Source organism: Aeromonas sp. A600620 (genome assembly GCF_029479985.1).
In the GTDB taxonomy this organism is placed as follows: domain Bacteria; phylum Pseudomonadota; class Gammaproteobacteria; order Enterobacterales; family Aeromonadaceae; genus Aeromonas; species Aeromonas veronii_A.
Genome location: NZ_JAAKXB010000002.1, coordinates 444,198 through 466,731 on the forward strand (window position 1 = coordinate 444,198; position 22,534 = coordinate 466,731).

14 protein-coding genes and 3 pseudogenes are annotated in these 22,534 nt (G+C 54.6%); 9 read left to right on the forward strand and 8 right to left on the reverse strand.

Going from position 1 to position 22,534, the window contains the following annotated elements:
* The first annotated feature begins 16 nt into the window (after positions 1 to 16).
* The 4 genes and pseudogenes from G5533_RS04770 to G5533_RS04785 all read left to right on the forward strand — a co-directional run bounded on the left by G5533_RS04770 (position 17) and on the right by G5533_RS04785 (position 4,713).
* A complete protein-coding gene (locus G5533_RS04770) occupies positions 17 to 1,075 on the forward strand; it encodes a phage integrase (protein WP_216989557.1) in 1,059 nt (352 codons plus the stop codon).
* Between the two features lie 558 nt (positions 1,076 to 1,633).
* Positions 1,634 to 2,369, forward strand: a pseudogene (locus G5533_RS04775) (IS3 family transposase); the annotation flags it as partial.
* Between the two features lie 93 nt (positions 2,370 to 2,462).
* Positions 2,463 to 3,314 (forward strand): annotated as a pseudogene (locus G5533_RS04780) (IS5 family transposase); the annotation flags it as partial.
* Between the two features lie 220 nt (positions 3,315 to 3,534).
* The gene (locus G5533_RS04785; RefSeq protein WP_216953306.1) at positions 3,535 to 4,713 is read left to right on the forward strand and encodes an acyltransferase family protein; all 1,179 of its coding nucleotides are present in this window, start codon (positions 3,535 to 3,537) and stop codon (positions 4,711 to 4,713) included.
* A gap of 63 nt (positions 4,714 to 4,776) precedes the next feature.
* On the opposite strand, the pseudogene G5533_RS04790 reads toward G5533_RS04785, so the two are convergent.
* Positions 4,777 to 5,411: pseudogene (locus tag G5533_RS04790) on the reverse strand (integrase core domain-containing protein); the annotation flags it as partial.
* Between the two features lie 176 nt (positions 5,412 to 5,587).
* The gene (locus tag G5533_RS04795) at positions 5,588 to 6,943 is read right to left on the reverse strand and encodes an 8-oxoguanine deaminase (RefSeq protein ID WP_441254564.1); all 1,356 of its coding nucleotides are present in this window, start codon (positions 6,941 to 6,943) and stop codon (positions 5,588 to 5,590) included.
* Positions 6,944 to 8,068: 1,125 nt separating this feature from the next.
* Between G5533_RS04795 and G5533_RS04800 the strand changes: the two genes are divergently transcribed.
* Positions 8,069 to 10,771, forward strand: coding sequence for an AAA family ATPase (locus G5533_RS04800; RefSeq protein WP_441254565.1), 2,703 nt, complete (start codon positions 8,069 to 8,071; stop codon positions 10,769 to 10,771).
* Positions 10,772 to 10,955: 184 nt separating this feature from the next.
* Here G5533_RS04800 and G5533_RS04805 read toward each other — a convergent pair whose 3' ends face one another.
* Both G5533_RS04805 and cysS read right to left on the reverse strand, forming a co-directional pair.
* Entirely contained in the window at positions 10,956 to 11,597 is a 642-nt protein-coding gene (locus G5533_RS04805) for a hypothetical protein (RefSeq protein ID WP_127006522.1), read from the reverse strand.
* A gap of 118 nt (positions 11,598 to 11,715) precedes the next feature.
* Positions 11,716 to 13,092, reverse strand: a complete 1,377-nt coding sequence (gene cysS / locus G5533_RS04810; protein ID WP_216953310.1) for a cysteine--tRNA ligase — start codon at positions 13,090 to 13,092, stop codon at positions 11,716 to 11,718.
* Between the two features lie 212 nt (positions 13,093 to 13,304).
* Here cysS and G5533_RS04815 point away from each other — a divergent pair, with 212 nt between their 5' ends.
* From G5533_RS04815 to G5533_RS04830, 4 genes are all read left to right on the forward strand, one after another.
* Positions 13,305 to 13,802, forward strand: a complete 498-nt coding sequence (locus G5533_RS04815) for a peptidylprolyl isomerase (protein WP_005337417.1) — start codon at positions 13,305 to 13,307, stop codon at positions 13,800 to 13,802.
* Positions 13,792 to 14,589 (forward strand): DUF4269 domain-containing protein, encoded by a 798-nt coding sequence (locus G5533_RS04820; RefSeq protein ID WP_441254566.1) that lies wholly within the window; start codon positions 13,792 to 13,794, stop codon positions 14,587 to 14,589. The genes G5533_RS04815 and G5533_RS04820 overlap by 11 nt, the downstream gene beginning before the upstream one ends.
* The gene (lpxH, locus tag G5533_RS04825; RefSeq protein WP_441254567.1) at positions 14,586 to 15,341 is read left to right on the forward strand and encodes a UDP-2,3-diacylglucosamine diphosphatase; all 756 of its coding nucleotides are present in this window, start codon (positions 14,586 to 14,588) and stop codon (positions 15,339 to 15,341) included. Before G5533_RS04820 ends, lpxH begins: the two co-directional genes overlap by 4 nt.
* A 278-nt stretch (positions 15,342 to 15,619) precedes the next feature.
* Positions 15,620 to 19,054: an ImpA family metalloprotease gene (locus G5533_RS04830; protein ID WP_441254568.1), complete on the forward strand. Its 3,435-nt coding sequence runs from the start codon at positions 15,620 to 15,622 to the stop codon at positions 19,052 to 19,054.
* Between the two features lie 177 nt (positions 19,055 to 19,231).
* On the opposite strand, the gene nrfD is transcribed toward G5533_RS04830, so the two are convergent.
* The 4 genes from nrfD to pdsA form a co-directional block, all read right to left on the reverse strand.
* Positions 19,232 to 20,185 (reverse strand): cytochrome c nitrite reductase subunit NrfD, encoded by a 954-nt coding sequence (gene nrfD, locus G5533_RS04835; RefSeq protein ID WP_441254569.1) that lies wholly within the window; start codon positions 20,183 to 20,185, stop codon positions 19,232 to 19,234.
* Positions 20,186 to 20,254: 69 nt separating this feature from the next.
* Positions 20,255 to 20,923 carry an Nrf-like electron transfer protein NetC gene (gene netC, locus G5533_RS04840; protein WP_216953315.1) on the reverse strand — a complete coding sequence of 223 codons (669 nt, stop codon included), beginning with the start codon at positions 20,921 to 20,923 and terminating at the stop codon, positions 20,255 to 20,257.
* Positions 20,920 to 21,540, reverse strand: a complete 621-nt coding sequence (gene nrfB, locus G5533_RS04845) for a cytochrome c nitrite reductase pentaheme subunit (RefSeq protein ID WP_005346804.1) — start codon at positions 21,538 to 21,540, stop codon at positions 20,920 to 20,922. The genes netC and nrfB overlap by 4 nt, the downstream gene beginning before the upstream one ends.
* 153 nt (positions 21,541 to 21,693) lie before the next feature.
* Complete coding sequence (gene pdsA, locus G5533_RS04850) at positions 21,694 to 22,305, reverse strand: periplasmic diheme shuttle PdsA (RefSeq protein WP_216953317.1); 612 nt, start codon at positions 22,303 to 22,305, stop codon at positions 21,694 to 21,696.
* Between the last annotated feature and the right edge of the window lie 229 nt (positions 22,306 to 22,534).

The window sequence follows — 22,534 nt, forward strand, 5'->3', positions numbered from 1 at the left end:
GTTTTGCCTACATCTGATGACCGTCCGCAAACTTGATGATGGCAAGCCGCTTCCCTGGCTTGCTGATATTCGCCCAGTTGGTCGCAATGGGCCGCGTAGGCGCAAGCGATTTGCCACCAAAGGCGAGGCGGCAGCGTGGGAGCTGTGGCAGCTTGAGCAGTTCGCCGAGAAGCCTTGGCAGGGGAATGATGAGCAAACCGTTGAACCTGCAGCAGATACCCGGCGTTTGTCTGATTTGGTCGAACGTTGGTATGGCCTGCATGGCCAGAGTTTGCGTGATGGTGAGCAGCGGCGCTCCAAGCTGTTGCTGATCTGCGAAAGCCTGGGTAATCCGCTGGCCAGCGAATTCACCGGTAATGATTTTGCCAAGTATCGGGAGGCGCGTCTCTCTGGTGCTGTTAGCGATCGGCGGGCGGCAACGCAAGAAGGGAAGGGGGTGAGCGCATCGACGGTGAACCGCGATCACGCTTACCTGCGAGCAGTGTTCAATGAACTAAAGCGGTTGGGTGAGTGGACGGCAGAGAATCCGTTGGCCGGGATGCGGCTTTACCGGGTTTCCGAATCAGAGCTGGCGTTCTTATACCCTGATGAGATTAAGGCGTTACTTGATGCCTGTGACGCAGCCAGTAATCCAGATCTTGGCATTGTTGTGCGACTCTGTTTGGCCACAGGGGCGCGTTGGGGAGAAATCCAGGACCTGACCCAGTCGCAGGTGTCACAGAACCGGTTGACCTTCACTCACACCAAAGGCGGAAAGCGCCGAACCGTGCCCATCAACCAAGAGCTGATCGACATCATCCCCAAGCGCCGGGGCAAGTTGTTCAGTGAGTGCTACCACCACTTTGAATCCGCCATCCACAAGGCGGGGATCCAGCTACCAGCAGGGCAGAGTACCCATGTGCTGCGTCACACCTTTGCCAGCCATTTTATGATGAACGGTGGTAACATTCTGGTGCTGCAAAAGATACTCGGGCATTCGACCATCACCATGACAATGCGCTATGCCCACTTTGCCCCAGACCACCTTGAAGATGCGTTGCGGCTCAATCCGCTGACGGTAAACAACCTGCGCTAGTGTCCACATTTGATCCACACAGCTCGCAGAACACCGCATTTTTCCGCATAATGACGTGTCTATAAGTGACTGTATTTATTTAACTATTTGATTTTAAAGGCTGGGCGCAGGCATTTAAAATCCCTCGGCGTTCGCGTCGTGCCGGTTCGATTCCGGCCTCGGGCACCATTAAAATCAAATAGTTACAAAAGGCCGCTAGCAATAGCGGCCTTTTTGTTTTGCCTAAATGGCGACAAAGTGGCGACAGCGATTGTGCTGAGTCCACAGCTTCATAACAACAAAGCCTGCTGAAGGCAGGCTTTTATCGGGTCTGTATATAGCCGAGGAATTTACCGCGTGGGTTAGGGTATGGCCGATTACTTCCACCACTCCTTGCTTGGTAAGTTATTCCATTCTCCAACCGGGTATTCATGGCCATGAAAGCGCAGTGTTGTGCTCAATGTTCTCTTACTGGTGGTCTGAGAGGCTCCGTCCTGCTCTACGGTCCCTGTTTTCGCTTTGGTTACTACTCTCAGATCATTTAGCCCGTTAGATATCCCTGACAGGACTTGGAGGAAAGCCCTCATCACTTTGGTCTGCTGCGCTTGCGATGCTCCCTCGTTCTGTTTTTATGATTATCTGGTTCGTAGGAGAGTAATTAACCGTGAGTGCATGCAACAGTGCCGTTAGTTGCGCCGTTTGTTCAAAGAGAGCCGGGATTCCGCAGGCAGTCGCGCCTTGATGTCGATGATGCGAACGCTGGGGTATCAGATTGGCCGATTCAAAGTCCGTAACCTGATGAAGGAATCCGGGTTGGCATCCAAACAGCCGGGCGCACACCGTTATAAGGTGCCCGGTCTGCACGACCGGATATTCCCGATCTGCTGGCCCGCAAATTTGATGTCCAGCAACTCAATCAGGTGTGGCTATATCACCTAGGTTTGGGCAGGGGCTAGTTGGCATTATCTGGTTGTGATGCTCGACCTGCATACCCAGCGAGTTGTGGGCTGGACGATCTCTGGTAAGCCTGATGTAGATCTGGCCATCAAAGCTCTGGAGATGCCCTATCAGCAGCGGGCTTGTCAATCAGGGTGTGCTGTTTCACTCCGACCAGGGCAGCCAATAGGGCAGTCGGGCATTTCGGCAACGACAGTGGCGCTATCGCATGGCCTGGAGCATGAATCATGGTGGTAACTGCTGGGATAACGTCCCGATGGAGTTGCTGTTCAGAAGCTTGAAGTCACAGTGGCTCCCAGCAACGGGATACCTGAACCTGCGGGAAGCGAAGCTGGATATCAGCTATTACCTGATGGATTGCTAGGCGTTGTTGCCCAAATCGATGCAGCTTGAATGGAACTAGCTGAGGACTCGGTGATCTGCTCATCACCATCCTCTTCAAGTTTGCATCATGGGCATTTCGCTGCACCCCATCACCAACTGGCCTAAATACAACAAGTCTTTGATTCACCGTGGTTCACCCACTTTCTGGGTTGATGCCGAGGCCATGAGCAACTGGTTTCACCACGACTATCACGGACGGCAAGGCCGCAGCCAGTTCTACACCAACCAGACCATCTGTACCTTCCTGATGCTCAAGGGAATTTTCAACTTCACCCCGCGGGCCACTCGGGGACTACTCGACTCCCTGCTCGAGTTGAGGAATCTGGCGTTGTGCGCACCGGACTATAGCTGTGTCTGCAAGCGAGCCCGTATGGTGAAAGTGGCTTATCGCTCCCCCCAAGGGGACGCGTTACCGACTTGGTTATCGACTCAACCGGGCTGAAGGTGTTTGGTGAAGGTGAGTGAAAGGTCAGCAAACACTGCGCCGAAAAACGGCGAGTGTGGCGCAAGTTGCATCTGGCGGTAGATCCGGTGAGCCACGATATCGTGGCGGCGGAAGTCTCGCTGGGACATGTTTATGCGGATGGCGCCGACGACAGTAAAGCCAGCCATCAGCTTATCTAGCGCACAGGGGGCGACAGCCTGTATCCTGACTAGCGAAAGCACGGCGTTATGGAAAAGGGACACCCGAGAAATGATGCTGTGTTGTGATGCGCAAGGAAGGGCTAGCGGACTGGAAGAAGATATCGGGGTATCACCGTCGCTCGCTGGCCGAGACGGTGATGTATCGGTTCAAGCAGTTGTTGGCGGGGAAAATCAGTCTGCGTAACTAAACGGCCAAGTGGGAGAAGTCATGGCGTATGTAAGCGCCATAAACAAACTCAATACCCTGGGTCTACCTGTCAGAAAACCCCGAGTGTTGCGGTCACCAGGGGCTGGGGAAGTCATGACTTGCTGGGGGATTTGGGCAACAACGCCGATTACTACAACTGGCGGCATCCACATCAACACAATTACGGGGTCACGCCAGCAAAAGCCGAGGATCCGCCTAATCAAGAGTCAGGATTTAGTTGACCACTACAGACTGTGCTTGAGTTCATGTTACAATTTGTCAATCTTTCACTATCTACGTCAACCATATGCAAAACCAGAAAAGCAATAGGATTGATTTCGCAAACACTCTAAGAGGCTTTGCTGCATTAGCTGTAGTTATTTCACATTACTATGGCGTTTTTTGGTCAAGCCGTGCAGCTGTAGAGGTGTTAACAAATGCGCCAATGCTTCCCTTTGAAACGCATGCAATTCCTATTTATGTTTCATTATTAAACGCATTTTCATTATTTAATTGGGGGGCATATGGTGTAGCATTATTTTTTATCATTAGTGGCTTCGTAATTCCATTTTCTTTGCAAAAAACAAGTTGGTTTGGTTTTACTATCAATCGAATGCTGCGAATTGTGCCAACATATATTGTAGGTTTTAGTATTACGTTGGTTGCCATTTTAATTAGCTCGCATTATTTTTCAAGGGAGTGGCCATTCACTACTCAAGAGGTATTGATTCATTACATACCTGGTATTAGAGATGTCTTATGGTCAAGAGGTATTGATGGAATAGTGTGGACGCTAGAGATAGAAATGAAGTTTTATTTTGTCTGTGCGTTATTGATTGTGCTATTTCGAAAGCAATCAACCATGGTTTTTTTAGCCCCGATATTTATCTTCATAGCATCGATTGTTATTAATAAGTATATTCCCGGTTGGGGTAATACGGATGCAAGGTTGTGGCAATTGGCAATGACCTTTATGACAGTGTCGCAATATATTATATATATGTTCATTGGGGTGGTGTTTCACTATGTCCAACGTGGTCGTATTGAAAGAGACAAAGCATATCTTTTAATTGGAGTGATTTTTTGCCTTTTCTGTTTGCAATGGTATATTGGCCCCGCAGCTGCCGGAATAACGGTAGCATGGAGCTATGCATTTGCATTGCTGACCTTCATTTTTGCATTTACGTATCAGGATTTTTTCAGGTCAAACAAGTTCTTCGATTTCCTGGCAGATATAAGCTACCCACTTTATGTGATACATGGTGTCGCTGGCTATGTAGCGCTTAGAATCTTACTCGATCTTGGCATGAAAGCTTGGGTTTCACTGTTGATTGTGACTGGTGGGTGCATATTTTTATCTTGGGTTTTACATAAGCTAGTGGAAAAGCCATCCCAACGAGTTGGTAAAAAATTGGCTGGCTACTTTATTATCAAAAAAAATGACTGTAGAGTTAATAATGAAGTGGCCGTTAGTCATTTAAATTAAGTCTATTAAGCTGCTGTACAGATCTAGTTATCACCTGACACCGGCCTCAAGCCGGTGTCTTGTTTACGCTACTTTAGAGCGCACTTCCTTCGGTATCAATTTCAGACCCTTCTTGAACATGCTGTAGGGCGTCAGTCCCTCCATCATCCTGCCCTGATGCGGCCGCTGGGTGTTGTAGTGCGCCAGGTAGCTACCCAGGTCTGTCTGCATCTGCTCTACCGACTCATACCAAGTCGTCCTCCCCTTGATACGGAAGTGTTCATCCAGCAGTGTGCGATGCAGCCGTTCGATAAAGCCGTTGCTCTGCGGCCTGCGTACCTTGGTTGTCCGGTGCTCAATCCCCTCCAGTTGCAGGAACAGCTCGTAGGGATGATGGTCTGGGCGCCCACAGAACTCGCGCCCGTTATCCGACAGGATGGTATAGACCCGTGCCTCGTGGGCCTCGAAAAACGACTGTACCGTTTCATTGAGCACATAGACCGAGGTCACCGGCAGCTTGCTGGTGTAGAGCCGTCCCCAGGCGTGGCGGCTGTAGCAGTCCAGCACGGTTTGCAGATACACCTGCCAACCCCTTGGATCGCGCCGACGAAGAAGGTGCCGACAGCCACCAGTTCTCCGGTGTAGTGGACCTCAATCTGACGTTCTCGAAACTCTGGGCTGAGACGCTCGAACAGGCGAAGTTACTCGTCATTGAGCTCTTTGGCGAGCTCTGGCAGGCTGAGTTTTTCTCGTTGCAGGTCTACGGTGACTCCAGATAACACAGTAGGGGGCACTGTTTTGTTATCCGGTTTGAAGCCATATGACCACTCCCTTTTGTGGACAACTGTCAGGTGAATACCAACTCCATACAGCCAGGGAGTGGCACCAGAGTCGGCTAGCCATGCACCAGCGCGGCGGCGGCCACCTTGTGACGGGCAATAAGCTGCTCGATATCCAGCCCCTCGATGGCACCATCCACCACCCGCCACTTGCCACCCACCATCACCCGATCGGCCCGCTCGGCGCCGCACAAGATGAGGGCCGCGATGGGGTCGTGACTGCCGCTAAAGCGCAGATCATCGAGCTTGAACAGCGCCAGATCTGCCTGCTTGCCGGGCAGCAGCTCACCGAGATCGCCGCGCCCGAGCAGCCGGGCCGAGCCTACGGTCGCCCACTCCAGCACCTTGCGCGGAGTGATGCGCTCGGCGCCGTAGCGCAGCCGCTGCAGATAGAGCGCCTGACGGGCCTCCTGCATCAGGTTCGAGGCATCGTTGGAGGCCGAGCCATCCACCCCGAGCCCCACCGGCGCACCGGCCGCCTCCAGATCCAGGGTCGGGCAGATGCCGGAGGCGAGCCGCATATTGGAGACCGGACAGTGGCACACCCCGGTGCCTGCCGCCCCCAGCCGCGCAATCTCGTCCGGATTGAAGTGGATGCCGTGGGCCAGCCAGGTGCGATCGCCAAGCCAGCCCACCTTTTCGAGATAATCGACGGTGCGCAGGCCAAAGCGTGCAAGGCAGAACGCCTCCTCATCCAGCGTCTCCGCCAGATGGGTGTGCAGCCGCACATCGAGCTCGGCCGCGAGTCTGGCGCTTTCCACCATGATCTCCTCGGTCACCGAGAAGGGGGAGCAAGGGGCCAGCGCAATCTGGATCTGCGCCCCGGCGCCGCGCTCGTGATACTGGCGCACCAGCCGCAGACTGTCATCGAGGATCTGCTGCTGCCCCTGCACCGTGTGGCGCGGCGGCAAGCCCCCCTCATCCTCGCCAAGGCTCATGGAGCCGCGGGTCAGCATGGCGCGCATCCCCAGCTCACGCACCGCCGCCACCTGAATATCGATGGACTCCTCCATCCCGCGCGGGAAGAGGTAGTGGTGATCGGCCGCCGTGGTGCAACCCGAGAGCAGCAGCTCCGCCATCGCCACCTTGCTCGCCAGCGCCAGCGCGTCGGGCGTCAATCTGGCCCAGACCGGATAGAGAGTCTTGAGCCAAGGGAAGAGCGGCTGATTGACCACCGGCCCCCAGGCGCGGGTCAGGGTCTGGTAGAAGTGGTGGTGGGTGTTGATAAGGCCCGGCAGCACCAAATGGTCGCGGGCATCAAACAGCTGATCACACGGCCGGGCAGGCTGCTGGCCTGCCGCCAGCACCTCGCTTATCAGGCCGTTTTCAATCACCAGCCCGCCGCGGCCATCGACAGCTTCGGGGGTAAAAGTGGCAAGGGGGTTTTTAATCCAGATACGGGTAGCGGACATGGCCGACTCCTCCATCAGTGACGCATAGGGGTGAGCCAGCTCAGTTATACCCTGTCTGCTGATCCAGAGGCGGCGGTTCAGCGACCGCGGCCAACCCAGTCTAGGCATACGGCGCAAAAAGTCTGTGATCGCCATTTTGAATCAAGGTGATAGCAACGGATTGCCCAAGACGACCAACCGCGTAAGCTTTGCCCTGCAATTAATCAATCAGTAATTAACAAAAGCTTGTGCCAGCGCAAAAAAACCTCTGGTTTCTGATAGTTGCGTGATGGCCGCCATAGTTAAGCGCTCAATGAATCCGTAAGATATTTGGCGGCGCCTGTTGGCCCCTTTTCCCAAACCAAGGTCAACGGCGCAATGTGGCAGCGACAGTCAGGGGCGGTAGCGTCTTTCACGGAGACCAGCCGGTCTCCCGCCCCTGCGCCAAGGTAACCGTCCCCTCTACCCTGCGGGTGAGCGGTAGGGTGCAATAAGCGCAGCGCATTGCACCAAGGTAACCGTCCCTTCTCTCTGCGGGAGAGGGTGAGGGATCATCAACCCCGTTGGCATGACTTCACCAGCAGGGTCGGTAGGGTCGATTAGCGCAGCGTAATCGTCCGTGCTAACCGCTCCCCTTACAGGTGAACCCCATGGCGCAATCTGCAAAGCCTGTTGCCACAAGCAACCCCGCGTCGAATTGAGGTGCAATTCACTTCGTTCATTGCACCCTACGGTATGGGACAAACGGGATCACCCCGGCAAACAACAGGGGGCAACACCCAACCCGCGACACCGAGGCCGGTTAACAGGCGTAGGGTGCACCAAGCGCAGCGCATTGCACCGCGGTAACACTCCCCAGCCTATTCGGGGCAAAGATCGGACGGGTTGTTAGCTCACAGCCAACCCCTCGCCCATCCCATGGCGAGAGCAGATTGTCGCACCTATGCAACAGACTTCATCAGGATGATTGCATAGGTGAAAAAATCATGGCGGGTACAGCTGCAAGTGGCAGACATCTCTATCGGGAAACGGCTTTATATCGAATGCCCGACTGTGAGTACTTCACCGTAATAACATCTTATTTCTCGAACGTCCGATTACGCTTCGCTAATCGAACCTACAGCTTTAACAAGGAGTGTTTTTAGCATGACTACCGTTCGCGATCAAATAACTAGCACAAACCAAGCTATATGCACTAATATTGACCTACTTACAGAGCAAAGAGGGCTTTTATCACAAAATATACTATCTCAATTACGCAATTTAATTGAGGGAGTAGCAGTAGGATTACACAAAAACTCACTAGACACCCAGTTTAATTATGACAGCATCACCCCTGCCCTAGAATTTATTAAAAGCCAAGGAAAGTTAAATTTCCTTGGTAAATTCCATAAACTTATTCAAAAGGTTGCATCCCACTATACACTAGATAGCGATAATTCAGAACGTTTAATGATCAAGTATTATGAATACCTTCATAAAACTAGACATATCATCAAAACTAGCTTAGGGATCAACACCTTAACAAATCTAGAAAAATTCCCAATCAACCTTGACCCCTCACTACGTGAGTATCATGATAAAATAGCGGAAAGAATCCATTTTAAACCTGTAAATGACAATGTTAAACTCATCTCTGGTCGTTATTACATTCATAAAATAGTGCCATTTTTTTGTAATGGCATTGTCCTTTATGAAGTTACATTTTATAGAGCAATTAACAGAGCAAATAAATCCGAGAGAATTATTGCATTTACAGAACTAGAACTTTCCGATAATCACGCGGTGATGTTGAAATTGCAGCGCGACTCAATAAATGTAATTGATCAAACAATGCCAATAACAATCATTAGGCATTGGGAAGTATCTATTAGACCATGTGAAATCAATAATTTTTCAGCTATTTTTGGTATAGATTCACATGTTAAACCTAGCTCTGATGAATACAAACTCTTAATGAATGTTCTAACAAGTAGGGGTGATAGCTTACTTGATATTGTAACTCTGCCAGATCACGTCTATACCACAATAAAAAACATAGTTACTCAGAACACTCCAACCCCTCATATATTCAAAATATTGGATGTTTCGCGGAAAATAATAACGTCTTTATCTGCCGGACATTGTGTCATCCGCTATCTTATGTACCGCATGAACAACAATATAATAAAGTTACAGTCGCACCGAGATAGATGCTATCGTTTATCTAACTTAAAACTTAAGTTTGGTTGTATCCCATTTGATGACATGCCATTTTGCTCCTCCCTTCCCGGGCACAACCCTCGTTATTGGGATCTAGTTGAGAGTTTAGATACATCTGACAGAAAACATGAGCTTTTAGCAAGACAGGTCAGAAACAATGTAGAAAATAATGGAATTTTATACACACCAGAAAGTGAATGTTCCATATTCGGAGATTTAGATGAGCTAATAAAAATACATAACAAAAAAGTTTATTTCAAACACCAAGAACGCCACATGGTACTTGATAAAAAAAATATATTTTTCCGAGGGTATGAAGATGACACTGTGTCAATAATTAATTTCCTCCAAAATAAAGCCGCTAATGGAATTGATGGTTATACGAAGTATGTCGAGGCATGGATCAATGAAGCACCTCGAGGAATAGATGATCCAATGAAATCTGATGCACTCAAGAAACTATTTGAATTCTCATGTGTAGCTCTGATTTATGGTGCAGCAGGCACAGGTAAATTAACAATGTTAGATCATATTGCTCGCTGCTTTAATAGTAACGAAAAATTATTTCTAGCACACACCAACCCAGCAATAGATAACTTGCAGCGAAAAATAACAGCGCAAAATTCCGATTTTCGCACAATTAACAGTCAGATATCAAAAAGCAGAATTAACAAAGAGTATGACCTACTGATAATTGATGAGTGTAGTACGGTCAGTAACTCCGATTTTTTACAAGTTCTAGAAAAAACTTCTTTCAAGTTAATAGTATTAGTAGGTGACGTTTTTCAGATTGAGTCTATACAATTCGGAAATTGGTTCGGGATTATTAGACACTTTATAAATAGAAGTTCGATATTTGAGCTCACCACGCCATATAGAACAAAAAACAAAGAATTACTATACTTTTGGGAAGAGGTCAGGAAAAATGAAGATGATATAGCAGAAGTAATAGCTAAGAATGGGTATTCAGCATTATTAAACAATTCTCTATTTGAAAAACAATCTGATGATGAAATTATCTTGTGCCTTAATTATGATGGTTTATATGGCATAAATAATGTTAACAGATTTCTTCAAAGCAGAAATATTAATACAGCACATATTTGGCAAGAGTCCACTTATAAAGTAGGAGACCCTATACTATTTTCTGACACAGAGAGATTTCGTCCAGTAATTTTCAACAACCTAAAAGGATGGATCGTAGGCATTGCTCAAGATCTTGGCTGGATTCAGTTTGATGTGAAACTAGACAGGTCACTAAGTGCATTTGATGTATTGAAAGTCAATGATCTTAAATGGGTTTCTGAGTCGACAGTACGATTCAAGGTTTATGATTTCCCCAATAGTATTGATGATGACGATGATTCATTGAATACAACCGTTCCTTTTCAAGTGGCCTATGCTGTTTCAATCCACAAAGCCCAAGGACTGGAATACAATTCTGTGAAAATAGTAATTACTGACTCAAATGAGGAATACATTTCACACAATATATTTTATACTGCGATAACTAGAACGAGATGTTGCCTTAAAATATTTTGGACGCCCGAAACACAGCAAAAAATACTTAGTAAACTAAGCCATAAAACGAATACAAAAGATGTCTATTTACTTAATATTCGCCGCGGTCTTGCTATCATAAATTGACTGAATCAGCATGATTTCGTCATATTTTCTATAAACATATTTTTGTCAGCGCCTTGCACTGCTGATAAATGAAAACACGGGCGGGCACGGTATTGGTTCCCCCTGCAAACCACAAAAAAACCGCAGCCTTAAGCTGCGGTTTTTATTTCTATTCCCCAAACACACTGCTATCCCAACTAAAAAACTATTTCCCCAACCCCTTGCACTGCTCTCCTCCTGCGGCGGGATAGGCGGTGAGCGTCTCATAGAGGGCGGCGCGCAGGCTGCCGGATTGGCAGAAGTCGCAACTGCCGCCGGCGTCGATATCGGTGATGCGGGCGCCTTGCGGCCCGTCCTGTACCAGATAGGTGCTGACAAAACGGTAGGTGCCGCTGGGGGCGTCGAGCGGGGTGCCCGGCTCGCCAAAGGTGAAGCGCACCTTGACCTCGCTGCGATCCCGACTGCCGGCGATGGCGCGCGACGAGAGGATCTCCGAGCCCAGCAGGTTATCCCAGGCGTTGGGCAGGAAGGGGTTGCCCTCGACAAAGGGGGGCTTCTCGTCGGGGGCCTCGCGGGTGGCTATTTCGCGCGCCTTGGAGGCGGCATTGAGCAGGCAGAGCAGCTCGGGGGAGACGATAGTGGGCAGCGCGCCGCCGAGATCGCTCTGATAGAGGCCACTCGGTTTGACTTGGCGCTCCCAGTCGAGAAACTGGGCCACCTTGGCCTTGGCGCGGGCACTGGCGGCCGGATCGAGTTTGCCGCTGGTGGTGGTGCCCGCATGGGCCGGGGCGATCAGGGCCGCCGCAGAGAGGGCCAGTGCCAGCACGGGCCAGCTGGATATCTTCATGATGCCATCTTCCTTATGTTCGCTTGCATGGGCCGCGCCTTGGACAACGCGCCGGGCCCTGAAAAAAAGAGCGCAGCCCAAGGGCTGCGCTCTGCGTCAGATCGTCAACCGGCGGCCCTTAGGCACGGCGCCAGCTGGTCTTGCCGGCGCTGTCTTCCAGCACTATGCCCATCTCGGTGAGACGGTTGCGGGCGGCATCCGCCGCAGCCCAGTTCTTGTCGGCACGGGCCTGATTGCGCTCGGCGATCAGGCGCTCGATCTCGGCAACCTCTTCGTCCGCTTCATCACCCTTCAAGAAAGCCTCAGGGTCTTGCTGCAGGATGCCGAGCACGGCGCCCAGCTCGCGCAGACGGGCGCCCAGCGCGGCGGCAACGGCCATGTCCTCGCCCTTCTGGCGGTTGATCTCGCGCACCAGATCGAACAGGGCGGAGTAGGCTTCCGGGGTGTTGAAGTCGTCGTCCATCGCATCAACGAAGCGAGCCACCTGCTCGTCACCACCGGCAGCAGCGGCTACCGGCAGATCGCGCAGAGCGGTGTACATGCGCTCCAGCGCGGCGCGGGCTTGCTTCAGGTTATCTTCCGAGTAGTTGAGCTGGCTGCGGTAGTGGCCAGACATCAGGAAGTAACGGACGGTTTCGGCGTCGTAGTGGGCCAGCACATCGCGGATGGTGAAGAAGTTGCCAAGGGATTTGGACATCTTCTCTTTATCCACCATCACCATGCCGCTGTGCATCCAGGTGTTGACGTAGTCGCCACCGTGGGCGCAGCAGGACTGGGCGATCTCGTTCTCGTGGTGCGGGAACTGCAGATCGGAGCCGCCGCCGTGGATGTCGAAGTGGTTGCCAAGGTGCTTGGAGTTCATGGCGGAGCACTCGATGTGCCAGCCAGGACGGCCCGGACCCCAGGGGCTTTCCCAGGTCGGCTCGCCCGGTTTGGACATCTTCCACAGCACGAAGTCGAGCGGGTTGCGCTTGGCATCGACCACGTCAACGCGGGCACCGGCTTGCAGTTGCTCCAGATCCTGACCGGAGAGCTTGCCGTAGTCGGCGTAGGATTCGACGATAAACATCACGTCGCCGTTATCGGCCACATAGGCGTGCTCTTTATCCAGCAGGGATTGCACCAGCTCGATGATCTCTTCGATGTGCTGGGTGGCACGCGGTTCGATATCCGGGCGCACCATGCCGAGGGCGTCGAAGTCGGCGTGCATGTCGCCAATCAGACGCTCGGTCAGCTCGTCGCAGGTGACGCGGGTTTCAGCGGCACGCTTGATGATCTTGTCATCCACGTCGGTGATGTTGCGCACGTAGGTGAGGTCATAACCGGCGTAACGCAGGTAGCGAGCGACCACATCAAAGGCGACGAAGGTGCGGCCGTGGCCGATATGACAGTGATCGTAGATGGTGACACCACACACATACATGCCCACCTTGCCCGGGTGGATAGGTTTGAATTCTTCTTTTTGACGAGTGAGTGTGTTGTATATCTTCAGCATCTTCTAACCACTGCCTGTGAGTAAAATGGTTGGTCATAATACCCCGTTCAGGGGCAGAAAACGAGGCAGAAAACGTAGCCAATCCCGCCTGCCAGCACGGTTACGGCGCCAGAGAGACTATGCCGCCAGCCCCTGATGGGCTAGAATTGCCACCACTTTATGCCATACACCTGCGGGCACTTCGTCGTCCGCATCAAATGAAAGGACATATCATGGTCACTCTGCACACCAATCACGGCGACATCACCCTCACCCTGAACGCTGAAAAAGCCCCGGAAACCGTGGCCAACTTCCTGCAATACTGCCGTGACGGTCACTACGACAACACCATTTTCCACCGCGTCATCGACGGCTTCATGATCCAGGGCGGCGGCTATGCCCCGGGCTTTGAAGAGAAAGACACTCGCGCTCCCATCAAGAACGAAGCGGCCAACGGTCTCTCCAACAAGATCGGCACCATCGCCATGGCCCGCACCATGGAGCCGCACTCTGCCAGCGCCCAGTTCTTCATCAACGTGAACAACAACGACTTCCTCGACTTCAAATCCGCTACCACCCAGGGTTTCGGCTACTGCGTATTCGGTGAAGTGACTGCCGGTATGGACGTGGTCAACAAGATCAAGGGCGTCAAGACCGGTAACTACGGCCGCATCCACCAGGACGTGCCGGTAGAAGACGTGGTGATCACCAAGGTGACCCTTGCTGACTGATCTCTGCCGACTCGGCACTGACAAAACTGCGGCCCCGGCCGCAGTTTTTCCATCTGCCTCCCCAACTGCCAGCCCAAACTGGCGCCGCCTCGACTATCTGGCCCACGGCAACCCGCGCCAGCGCTCGGCCCATGCCCTGCTCACCGCCGGTGTGTGGGATGAGCTGGCCGCGCAGTGCGCCGATATGGCACTGGTGAGCACGCTCGCCATCGGCCTGGATCGGCCGGGCAGCGATCTCGATATCCTCTGCCAGCATCCAGATCCCGCCGAGTTTGCCGCTACTTTTGCAGAGCAAGGCTGGCAGGCGAGCGACAAAGGCGACAATGTCTGGCTGCTGGAGCGCACCTTTTCCTGCCTCGAGCAGAAGAGTATCGATAGCGATTGCTACAAGAGCGATGCCTGCTGGCTACTGGAGCTCTATGTCACCCCAGCTCCCATCGAGATGCAGAACGGCTGGCGCCACCTCACCTTGATGGCGGCCCTGCTAGAGCGTTTTGGTGATGCCTTCTACCGTGACGTGCTACGTCTGCGCCTTGAAGAGGGACTAAAAGGGGAGGCGGCCATGTGCCGGTTGCTGGGGCTGGAGGGCGATCCTTATGAAGCGCTGCTGACGCTGGAGGGATGCAATCTGGCCGAGCTGTCATGGCAGCCGCCATCCCGTGACGATATCCATACCTCAACTAGCGCGATGGCGCCCGCAGCGCACTATTCGTCCCCAGTTGTATCTACTACCTCTGCCACCCCTGTTTGCCCTGTTTCGACCGAGAGCCCGATCCCCACATCATGAGCACCCTCTTTATCAGTGACATTCACCTCTCTGCCCAGCGGCCCGATATGACCGCGGCACTGGTGCGCTTTCTCGAGCACGACGCCCCCGGCGCCGATGCCCTCTATGTGCTGGGGGATCTCTTCGAATTCTGGATTGGCGATGATGACCCCAATCCGCTCCATCAACAGATGGCCGATGCCTTTTTGGCCCTGAGCCAGCAGAACGTGCCCATCTACTTTATCCACGGCAACCGCGACTTTCTGCTGGGCCAGCAGTTTGCCAAGTGCGCGGGGATGACCCTGCTGGGTGACCCTTGCGTGATCGACCTCTATGGGGAGCGGGTAGTGCTGAGCCACGGCGATCTGCTCTGCACCCTGGATGAGGGGTATCAGAAGTTTCGTCGCATCACCCAGCTCAAGTGGCTGCGCTGGCTCTTTTTGCGGCTGCCGCTCGCCCGCCGTCAGGCCATCGCCTGCAAGATGCGCGGCCAAAGCCAGATGGAAAATGCCCACAAGAGCCAGATCATCATGGATGTAACGCCCGCGGCGGTGGACGAGATGCTGCGCCAGCAAGACTGCCGGATGATGATCCACGGCCACACCCACAGACCCTCCATCCACGACTTCATCCTCGATGGCCAGCCCGCGCGGCGCATCGTGCTGGGGGACTGGTTCGAGCAAGGCTCGGTGCTGGTCTGTCGCCCCGGCGAGCAGCAGCTGGAGATGCGGGCGCTGGCAACGATCGACCCCGCCGCTCATCCATCCGTCTGACATCCCCCCTGTGCGGGTTGCAGGTAAAACCTGCGGCCCGGCGCCCCCCTGTAAACCCGGTGAACCGACGTAGAACGGCGAGTTCGGGTATGCCTATGGGCTGTTCGGCCCATCTGTACCGGTTCTGCTGCGCCAGCAAGGGCAGCAATCGACCAAAAAGCATGCAAGGTGCTGAAAATAAAGATAATTAACCATTCAATCAGCGTTGAAATAAACGAAACCGCTCATTAGACTACCGACTCCTCCCACCCGTCGTAACACAAGGAACGTATCAAACAATGAAAAAGACGGTTCTCACCCCCTTACTGGCGCTGTTGATCACAGGCTGTGGCGGCGGTGATGGCGAACAGGAAGAGACCCCTATCCGCCCCCCTGTCACCCCCAATTATTTCGAGGCATCCAGCCAGAGCAGCGCGGGCGGACAGTTGAACCCCACCAGCCTGCGGTTGGCGGCGGGTGAACAGGGGCGCTTCTCGGTACAGGCTGACAGCGGTTACCTCCTGACCGAGATAAGCGGCTGTGATGGCACCCTGGACGGCCTCACCTATACCACTGGCCCCATGCGCAGCGATTGCCAGATCTCGGCCAGCTTCACGCAGGAGAGTGCAGCCGTCTATTTCAACGTCACCACCCAAGCTTCTCTGGGAGGCGCGGTCAGTCCCGACTACCTGCGCCTGAATGCGGGTGAACAGGGGCGTTTCACCGTGCAGCCCGAGAGTGGCTTCGTGTTGGCAAACATCACAGGGTGTGAAGGCACCCTGACGGGCAACACCTACACCACAGCACCCATGCGCGCCGATTGTCAGATCTCGGCCCGCTTTATCAGCGATGCCGCCAATGCGATTGCCCGGGAAGATCATACCCTTGCCAGCGAGCAATCCCTGAACGCCCATGCCCGTGCGACGATTGCCGACAGTGAGGCGCACCGCACCGAACTGGTTCGCAGCCTCTATCAGGGAATGGCACAGATCAGCTGGAACCCGAGCCACGACTCCATCACCTTTTCCAGCTTCCAGCCTGAGAGCACGGTGACCCTGCTCCCCTCCAACATCAATGGCAAAGGGGAGAGCGAGATCCGGGGGCTGGTGATGGTCTCCGAGCAAGCCGATTACCGTCAGGCTGCCATGGGGGCTAACCTGTTTTCCGTTGACCGCACCCCACAGAGCGAGGCGCTGCTCAAGGGGCTGATTGGCTGGCTGACCCGGGGCAAGGATAGCGATGGCCTGCGCATCCTCACCACCCAGATGCCTAGTCGCGCCGATAGCGTCTATTTTCCCCATAACGAAGGCATGCGGGACTGGCTCAAGGCGATCTATCCCGACAAGCACAGCATCAACCCGGCCAATACCTGCGATTATCAGGCGCTGAGCGACTGTATCGACACCATGGCGCCGGAGCTTATCGTGATCAGCGATATCGACCGCCAGGGGCTGGGGTATCAGGGGATCGCACAGGGGATTGCCAAGGCCAAAGCGGCCGGGATCCCGCTGCTGCTCTCCAACTATCGGCGCGATGCCAGCCCGCTGCTAAGCCCCCTCTATCTCGATATGGGGCTGGTCACCTGGGGCAACTACTGGTCAAAACTCAGAGCAAGTGATCTGGCAGTGACCTCCATCATGGCACCCGACCCCCAGCTGATGGCGGTCGATACCCTGCTTGGCAACCTTCAGGATCGCAACTTCACGACCCAGTGGCTCGATAGCTGCGGCGGCAACTTTATCAATTGCGGTGGCTCGGAGAGCTTCAACCAGCAGTTCAAGCAGGGGGCCGACTGGCTAAGAAATGGGGCCATCACCCTCGACAAGGCCGGGATCAGCCCCTTTGCCCGTGAGGGCGCGACACTGCTGCCCGCCACCCTGCTGCTGGCCGACAAATACCGTGCCGCCATCGACTACCCCATCGCCTGGGATGAGCATCAATCCTGGCAGCAGGCGATGTTTGCCGACTGGCTGGTGAGCTATGCCCGCACTCGTACCCCGGCCCAACCCGATCTGGGGGAGTACGTCACCGATCGCAGCAAGGTAGTGAAGGGACAAGCGGCTCACTATGCCTATCCCGCAACGCTCACCGACAGTCGGCGCATTGCGGTTCCCTACAGCGGGCAGTGGACCACCACCGGCTGGTATGCCCTGCCGGGACAAACCATCACCCTGAGACGCACCGATAACGCCGATGTGTCCGCTACCGTCCGACTCAACTACCACAGGCCCAACACCAATCGCGCCTATGAGCAGAAGATCTATCGAGCCCCGCTGGAGCTGACCACCGGACGACTGATCTTGGCCAAGGGGGGCCGCGTCACCTTCACCTCGCCCTATGGCGGCCCTATCTACCTCTATCTGGAAGGGGCGGCTGCATCGCTGGCCGTCCAGGTGAGCGCCACGGGCGTCACCCGTCATCCGGCCATCATGGATTTCAGTGATGAGCAGCAGATCCGCGAGTTCAACGAGCGGCTGGAACAAACCGAGCTGCCCCATATCGATCTGCGGGCCGATGGCGCAGAACAGCATCTGCGCCGGGATCGCTTCACCAAGGCGGTGGGGGGCGTCATCCCCGACACCAATGCCCTGCTCGACAGCATCGCCCGGGATCACATCAATGGTGTCTACACCCTGGCGGGCCTGAAAATTCAGGGCAAGGGGCTCGATGAGTCGCTGCCTGCGGATGTTAAAAACGCCTGCGTGGCACTGTTGGGGGAGGGGTGTCTCGATGAATCGCTCCATACCCGCACCATCATCCAGCATGCCAACTATGACCAGAATGCCCATTGCGGCAGCGGTTGCAGCGGCAACCCGTGGGACTCTTCCGGCAGCATCAGCCCGACCGGCTGGCTCGACAATCACGAACTGGGCCACAACCTGCAGACCAACCGGTTGAACGTGCAGTACGCTGCGGCAGGCGATGCCGACAACTGGAGTGGCTACGGCAGCCGGGCGGGGGAAAACTCCAACAACATCTTCCCTTATGTGGTGAAGTGGCGCGCCCATTATCTGAGAGATGGCAACACGGCGCCCATCAAGGATGGACACATGAATCACAAGGATCTCTTCTATGTGTTCATGTCTGATGCGGCGCAGGTAAGGGACAGGAGTGGCAACCGCCTCGTGCTCGGGGCCAACTGCAAGGTGCTCGATACCGGCGAGAGTCGCTACGAAGCCCCCTGGAAGAGCAATGCCTACGCCGTCCACAACGGCTATCGCATGGCGTTTTATATCCAGATGGCATTACGCGCCCACCGTATGCTCCTGACTGATGGCACCCGGCTGAACGATGGCTTCACTATCTTCACCCTGCTCTATCAGCATTCACGGATCTTCGGCGCGGCAGCCGACAGTGAAGCGCAGTGGAATGCCAACAAGGATAGGCTCGGCTTTAGCCTGTTCCCCTACTCGGGGCATGCGGTCTATGGCGGCAAACGGGTGCGCGACATACCGGGCAATGACTTTATGCTGGTTGCACTCAGTCGGCTCACCGGTTGGGACTGGCGCAATCATTTCGATCTGCTCGGCCTGCGTTACTCAAGCCTCGCGGTCGCTCAGGTGCAGGCCAACCAGCGTTATGGCAGCCTGCCGATGGGGATGTATGTGCTGGAGGATGACCTGCCCCCTGCCAACATGAGCGAAGGCGTCACATTCCTGCCGCTCTCTGAAAGCGACGGATCCACCCTCTGGCCCCGCAACAGCGGCTCGCCAAGCGCCTGCCCAACACCCTGAATCCGGTCATCACGATAACTACGACAAGCGCCCGGCTGGGCGCTTGTTGTTTATCCGGCCTTTGGCCCCATGGTGGATGCCGAGAAGGTTGGGGAGTCTGCGTGGAGAAGAACGAGCCGAAAATGTGTAAGCCTGTGTAAGGACTAAACACATCTCTGGCCCATCCACGCAGCAATGTTACAGCACCGTCATCTGACCGGCATAGAGGATGAAGTAGCGCAGCAGCAAGATCCCCACCAGGCTCAGGCTGCAGACCAGCACCAGGTGGGAGCGCTGGTGCTGGCGAGCTGGCGAGCTGAACAGCCCCAACAGTTGGGGAAGCAGGATGCCGATGCCAATCACGCCAAACCAGAAGATCTGCGACCAGAAGCCGCCGCCTATGGCCGCCCACATCGCTGCCTCCCGCTGGCCGCCACCGAAGTAGAGGCCGGTGAAGAAGCAGACCAGCAAGAAGATCTCGATAGCCACCATGGGACGCTCGAAGCGGTGCACAAAGCTCACCCCCTTGCTATGGCTGCTCTCCTTGAACAGAGTCACCGCCAGCAAGATGGTGGAGGCGACCCCTGAGCTGATACCGGATACCAGAAACAGCGCCGGCAGGATCGGGTTATTGAGCATGGGGTAGGTCTTGAGCGCCGAGAGCAGGAAGCCGGTATAGGCCCCCAGCAGTACGGCCAGCAACAACAACAGGGGAGTAAGCAGTCGCTCGATCTGTGCCATCTTGCCTATCAGGGTATCGATGAAGGCGAACCTGTCCGCCAGCAGGTGCCGCCGCAACCCCTCGATCTCGGCTCTGAAGACCACCGCCAGCCAGGCAAACAACACCGTCATATAGACCTGAAACAGCATGACCCCCATCGACATCACGGAATCGAACTGATAGTGGAACATCAGCTTCCAGAAGGTCCAGGGACGAGCCAGGTGGAAGATGAGGATCAGCAGCCCCAGTATCACGCTGAGCGGGGCCAGAATGGCGGTCGCCCTGATGATGCCGCTCTCGCTGCCGGCCCCGCGCTGGCGCAACAGCACCGAGAGGGTGACTGAACCGGCGGAGATCCCCAGCAGAAAGAGGTAGATGGCGATGGGACCATCCCAGACCAGTGAGTCGAAGTGAAATGCGTTATGCCACATGGTACATACCTCCCGTTTCGCTACTCACCATCTGCAGAGGGATACCGTCATGATGCGGGTTATGAGGACTCATGATTTTACCTCCCCTTTCGGTACCCGATACATCTTGGGCGAGGTGCCGAGGAACTGTTTGTAGCGATAGGTGGTTTCATGCACCAGCCGTCTGGCGATCGGGCTGTGAGGATCATCCAGATTGCCGAACACCAGCGCCTTGGTAGGGCAGGCTTCGACACAGGCGGGTTGCTTGCCGTTGGCCAGATTGGTTTTGCGGCAAAAGTCGCACTTGTCGGCAATGCGGGTGACCGGGTTGATAAAGCGTACCTGATAAGGGCAGGCCGCCAGACAGTAGCGGCAGCCGACACAGAGATCGGGGTTGATGTCGACGATGCCATCCTCGGCCCGGATATGGGATGCACCCGTCGGGCAGACATGCACACAGGGGGCGTTATCACAGTGCTGGCAGGACTTGCGGAAAAACCGGTACTCCTGATCCGGATATTCACCCACAGGGCCGGAGCGCAGGATCTGCAGGCGGGCTACCCCTTGTGGCACCTGATTGACTTCCCGGCAGGCATCCATGCAGGCGGTACAACCGATGCAGGCGGTCTCATCGTGGATCATGCCGTAGCGTACCCCCCCGATGGTCATGCTGTTGGCCAGGGCGCGGGGCGACCCCGTCATCAGGATCAAGGCGCTGGCACTCATCCCCACCATAAACTCGCGACGGGTCGTGCTCATGCGCCCTCCTTGGCCGCGGCTTGCTGCCTGGCCTCATGCTGCTTGCTGTGGCAGTCGACGCACAGCTTGATGCGGGCCTTCTCGGGGATGCCGACCATGGGCTCTTTGGCCGGGTGCAACTGATGGCAGCTGGTGCAGGTCACGCGAGTCGCATGCACGTCGTGAGCCCACAGCGCCTTGCGCAGATCGTCGGGCTCATGGCAGCTCATGCAGACGCCGTTTTGCTGGCTGAGCGGGAAGGCATCGTCGCCAAAGCGCATCACGTCGACAATGCCACCACGCTGTTTGCGGTGCTGGGCTGACGGGTTGCCGTGACAGTTGGTACAGGTCACCGCTTCATTGGTATTGGGGTTGGTGACGCTGGCATGCTTGCCATGCATCCCCTCGTTTCCGTCGTGGCACTTGTCACACTTGGCGAAACGGGCGGCCGCTTTTTTCTCGGCTGCGGCTTTCTTCGCGGCTTTGGCCTGGCGTGCGGCCAGTGCATCGGCGGCACTGCTATCGGCCACAGTGCTGACGGCAGCAGACGCTGGTTCGACGGCGGTCGCTGCGAGGGCAAACTCGCTTGCACCCAGACAGATCGTGGCAAGCAAGGCCCACTGCATTATTTTTTTCATACTGGACTCCGGATCAAAGAGGTTCAGCGGCGTTATCCACCCCCTGACAAGAAAAAGAGCGACAAATACCTCCCAAAATGCCAGAAACGGGCAAGAGTCCCCCACCCACGACAGAGTGGGGGCTTGATCAATGGATAAACCTGACCGCTTTGGTTATTGCTGGCTGGCGTAGTACTCGGCCAACGCCTGGAGATCGGCATCACTCATGGCAATGATGGCGTTATTCATCTTCTCGTCATTGCTGCGCTTGCCGGCCTTGAACTCTTGCAGGGCCATCAGTATGTAACCTTTTGGCTGACCGGAGAGGATGGAGGCTTCATCGTCGGCAACGGAGCCACCTTCGGAGTGACACTTCTTGCAACCTGACTCCTCATGCAGTTTTTGTCCTGCTTTGGCCAGTGCGGCATCGAACGGCTGCTTCATCGGCTGGTAGGGCAGTTCGGCATAGTAAGCTGCCAATTCGTCGATCTGATCGTCGCTAAGACCCTTAACAATGTCGGTCATGTTTCCCTGTTTGCTGGTGTCACCGGTGACATGATTAACGGTCTTAGCAGGGCGGCCATCTAGGTAGCTTCGCATCTGCTCCGCAAGATTAGATTCTGCTATTCCGGCGATTGTCGGAATATCTGTATGTGAGCTGATCCCCTGATTACCGTGACATGCGTTACATGTTTTGGCCATCTCGTCGACCCCGGCAAAGGCTGGCCCAATTGAACCAATCAACAGAGATAACCCCACCACTTCCCATTTCATGCTTCGCTTCATTTTGCACTCCCTTTGACATAAAAATCGAAAAAGACAGCTTATACCGTTTTTTTATTCGAAAAAGTGGGCTCAGTCCCGCTTTTGAGACTTCTGTCAACGTCGAGAGCCACATAAACCTTATAATTTGGGTGGAAATGGTTTTTGACCAAGGTGGGGCTCAAAAGGCTTCAATGTTGCATGTTTTTGGGACTTTTCTGAGACAGCTCATACATGAAATAAAAAATCCGAT

Coding starts and splice junctions, on each gene's coding strand:
- G5533_RS04800 (WP_441254565.1), top strand. CDS start 8,069: ATGACTACCGTTCGCGATCAAATAACTAGCACAAACCAAGCTATATGC.
- lpxH (WP_441254567.1), top strand. CDS start 14,586: ATGAGCACCCTCTTTATCAGTGACATTCACCTCTCTGCCCAGCGGCCC.
- nrfD (WP_441254569.1), bottom strand. CDS start 20,185: ATGTGGCATAACGCATTTCACTTCGACTCACTGGTCTGGGATGGTCCC.
- G5533_RS04795 (WP_441254564.1), bottom strand. CDS start 6,943: ATGTCCGCTACCCGTATCTGGATTAAAAACCCCCTTGCCACTTTTACC.
- G5533_RS04785 (WP_216953306.1), top strand. CDS start 3,535: ATGCAAAACCAGAAAAGCAATAGGATTGATTTCGCAAACACTCTAAGA.
- cysS (WP_216953310.1), bottom strand. CDS start 13,092: ATGCTGAAGATATACAACACACTCACTCGTCAAAAAGAAGAATTCAAA.
- G5533_RS04805 (WP_127006522.1), bottom strand. CDS start 11,597: ATGAAGATATCCAGCTGGCCCGTGCTGGCACTGGCCCTCTCTGCGGCG.
- nrfB (WP_005346804.1), bottom strand. CDS start 21,540: ATGAAAAAAATAATGCAGTGGGCCTTGCTTGCCACGATCTGTCTGGGT.
- G5533_RS04830 (WP_441254568.1), top strand. CDS start 15,620: ATGAAAAAGACGGTTCTCACCCCCTTACTGGCGCTGTTGATCACAGGC.
- G5533_RS04815 (WP_005337417.1), top strand. CDS start 13,305: ATGGTCACTCTGCACACCAATCACGGCGACATCACCCTCACCCTGAAC.
- pdsA (WP_216953317.1), bottom strand. CDS start 22,305: ATGAAGCGAAGCATGAAATGGGAAGTGGTGGGGTTATCTCTGTTGATT.
- netC (WP_216953315.1), bottom strand. CDS start 20,923: ATGAGCACGACCCGTCGCGAGTTTATGGTGGGGATGAGTGCCAGCGCC.
- G5533_RS04770 (WP_216989557.1), top strand. CDS start 17: ATGACCGTCCGCAAACTTGATGATGGCAAGCCGCTTCCCTGGCTTGCT.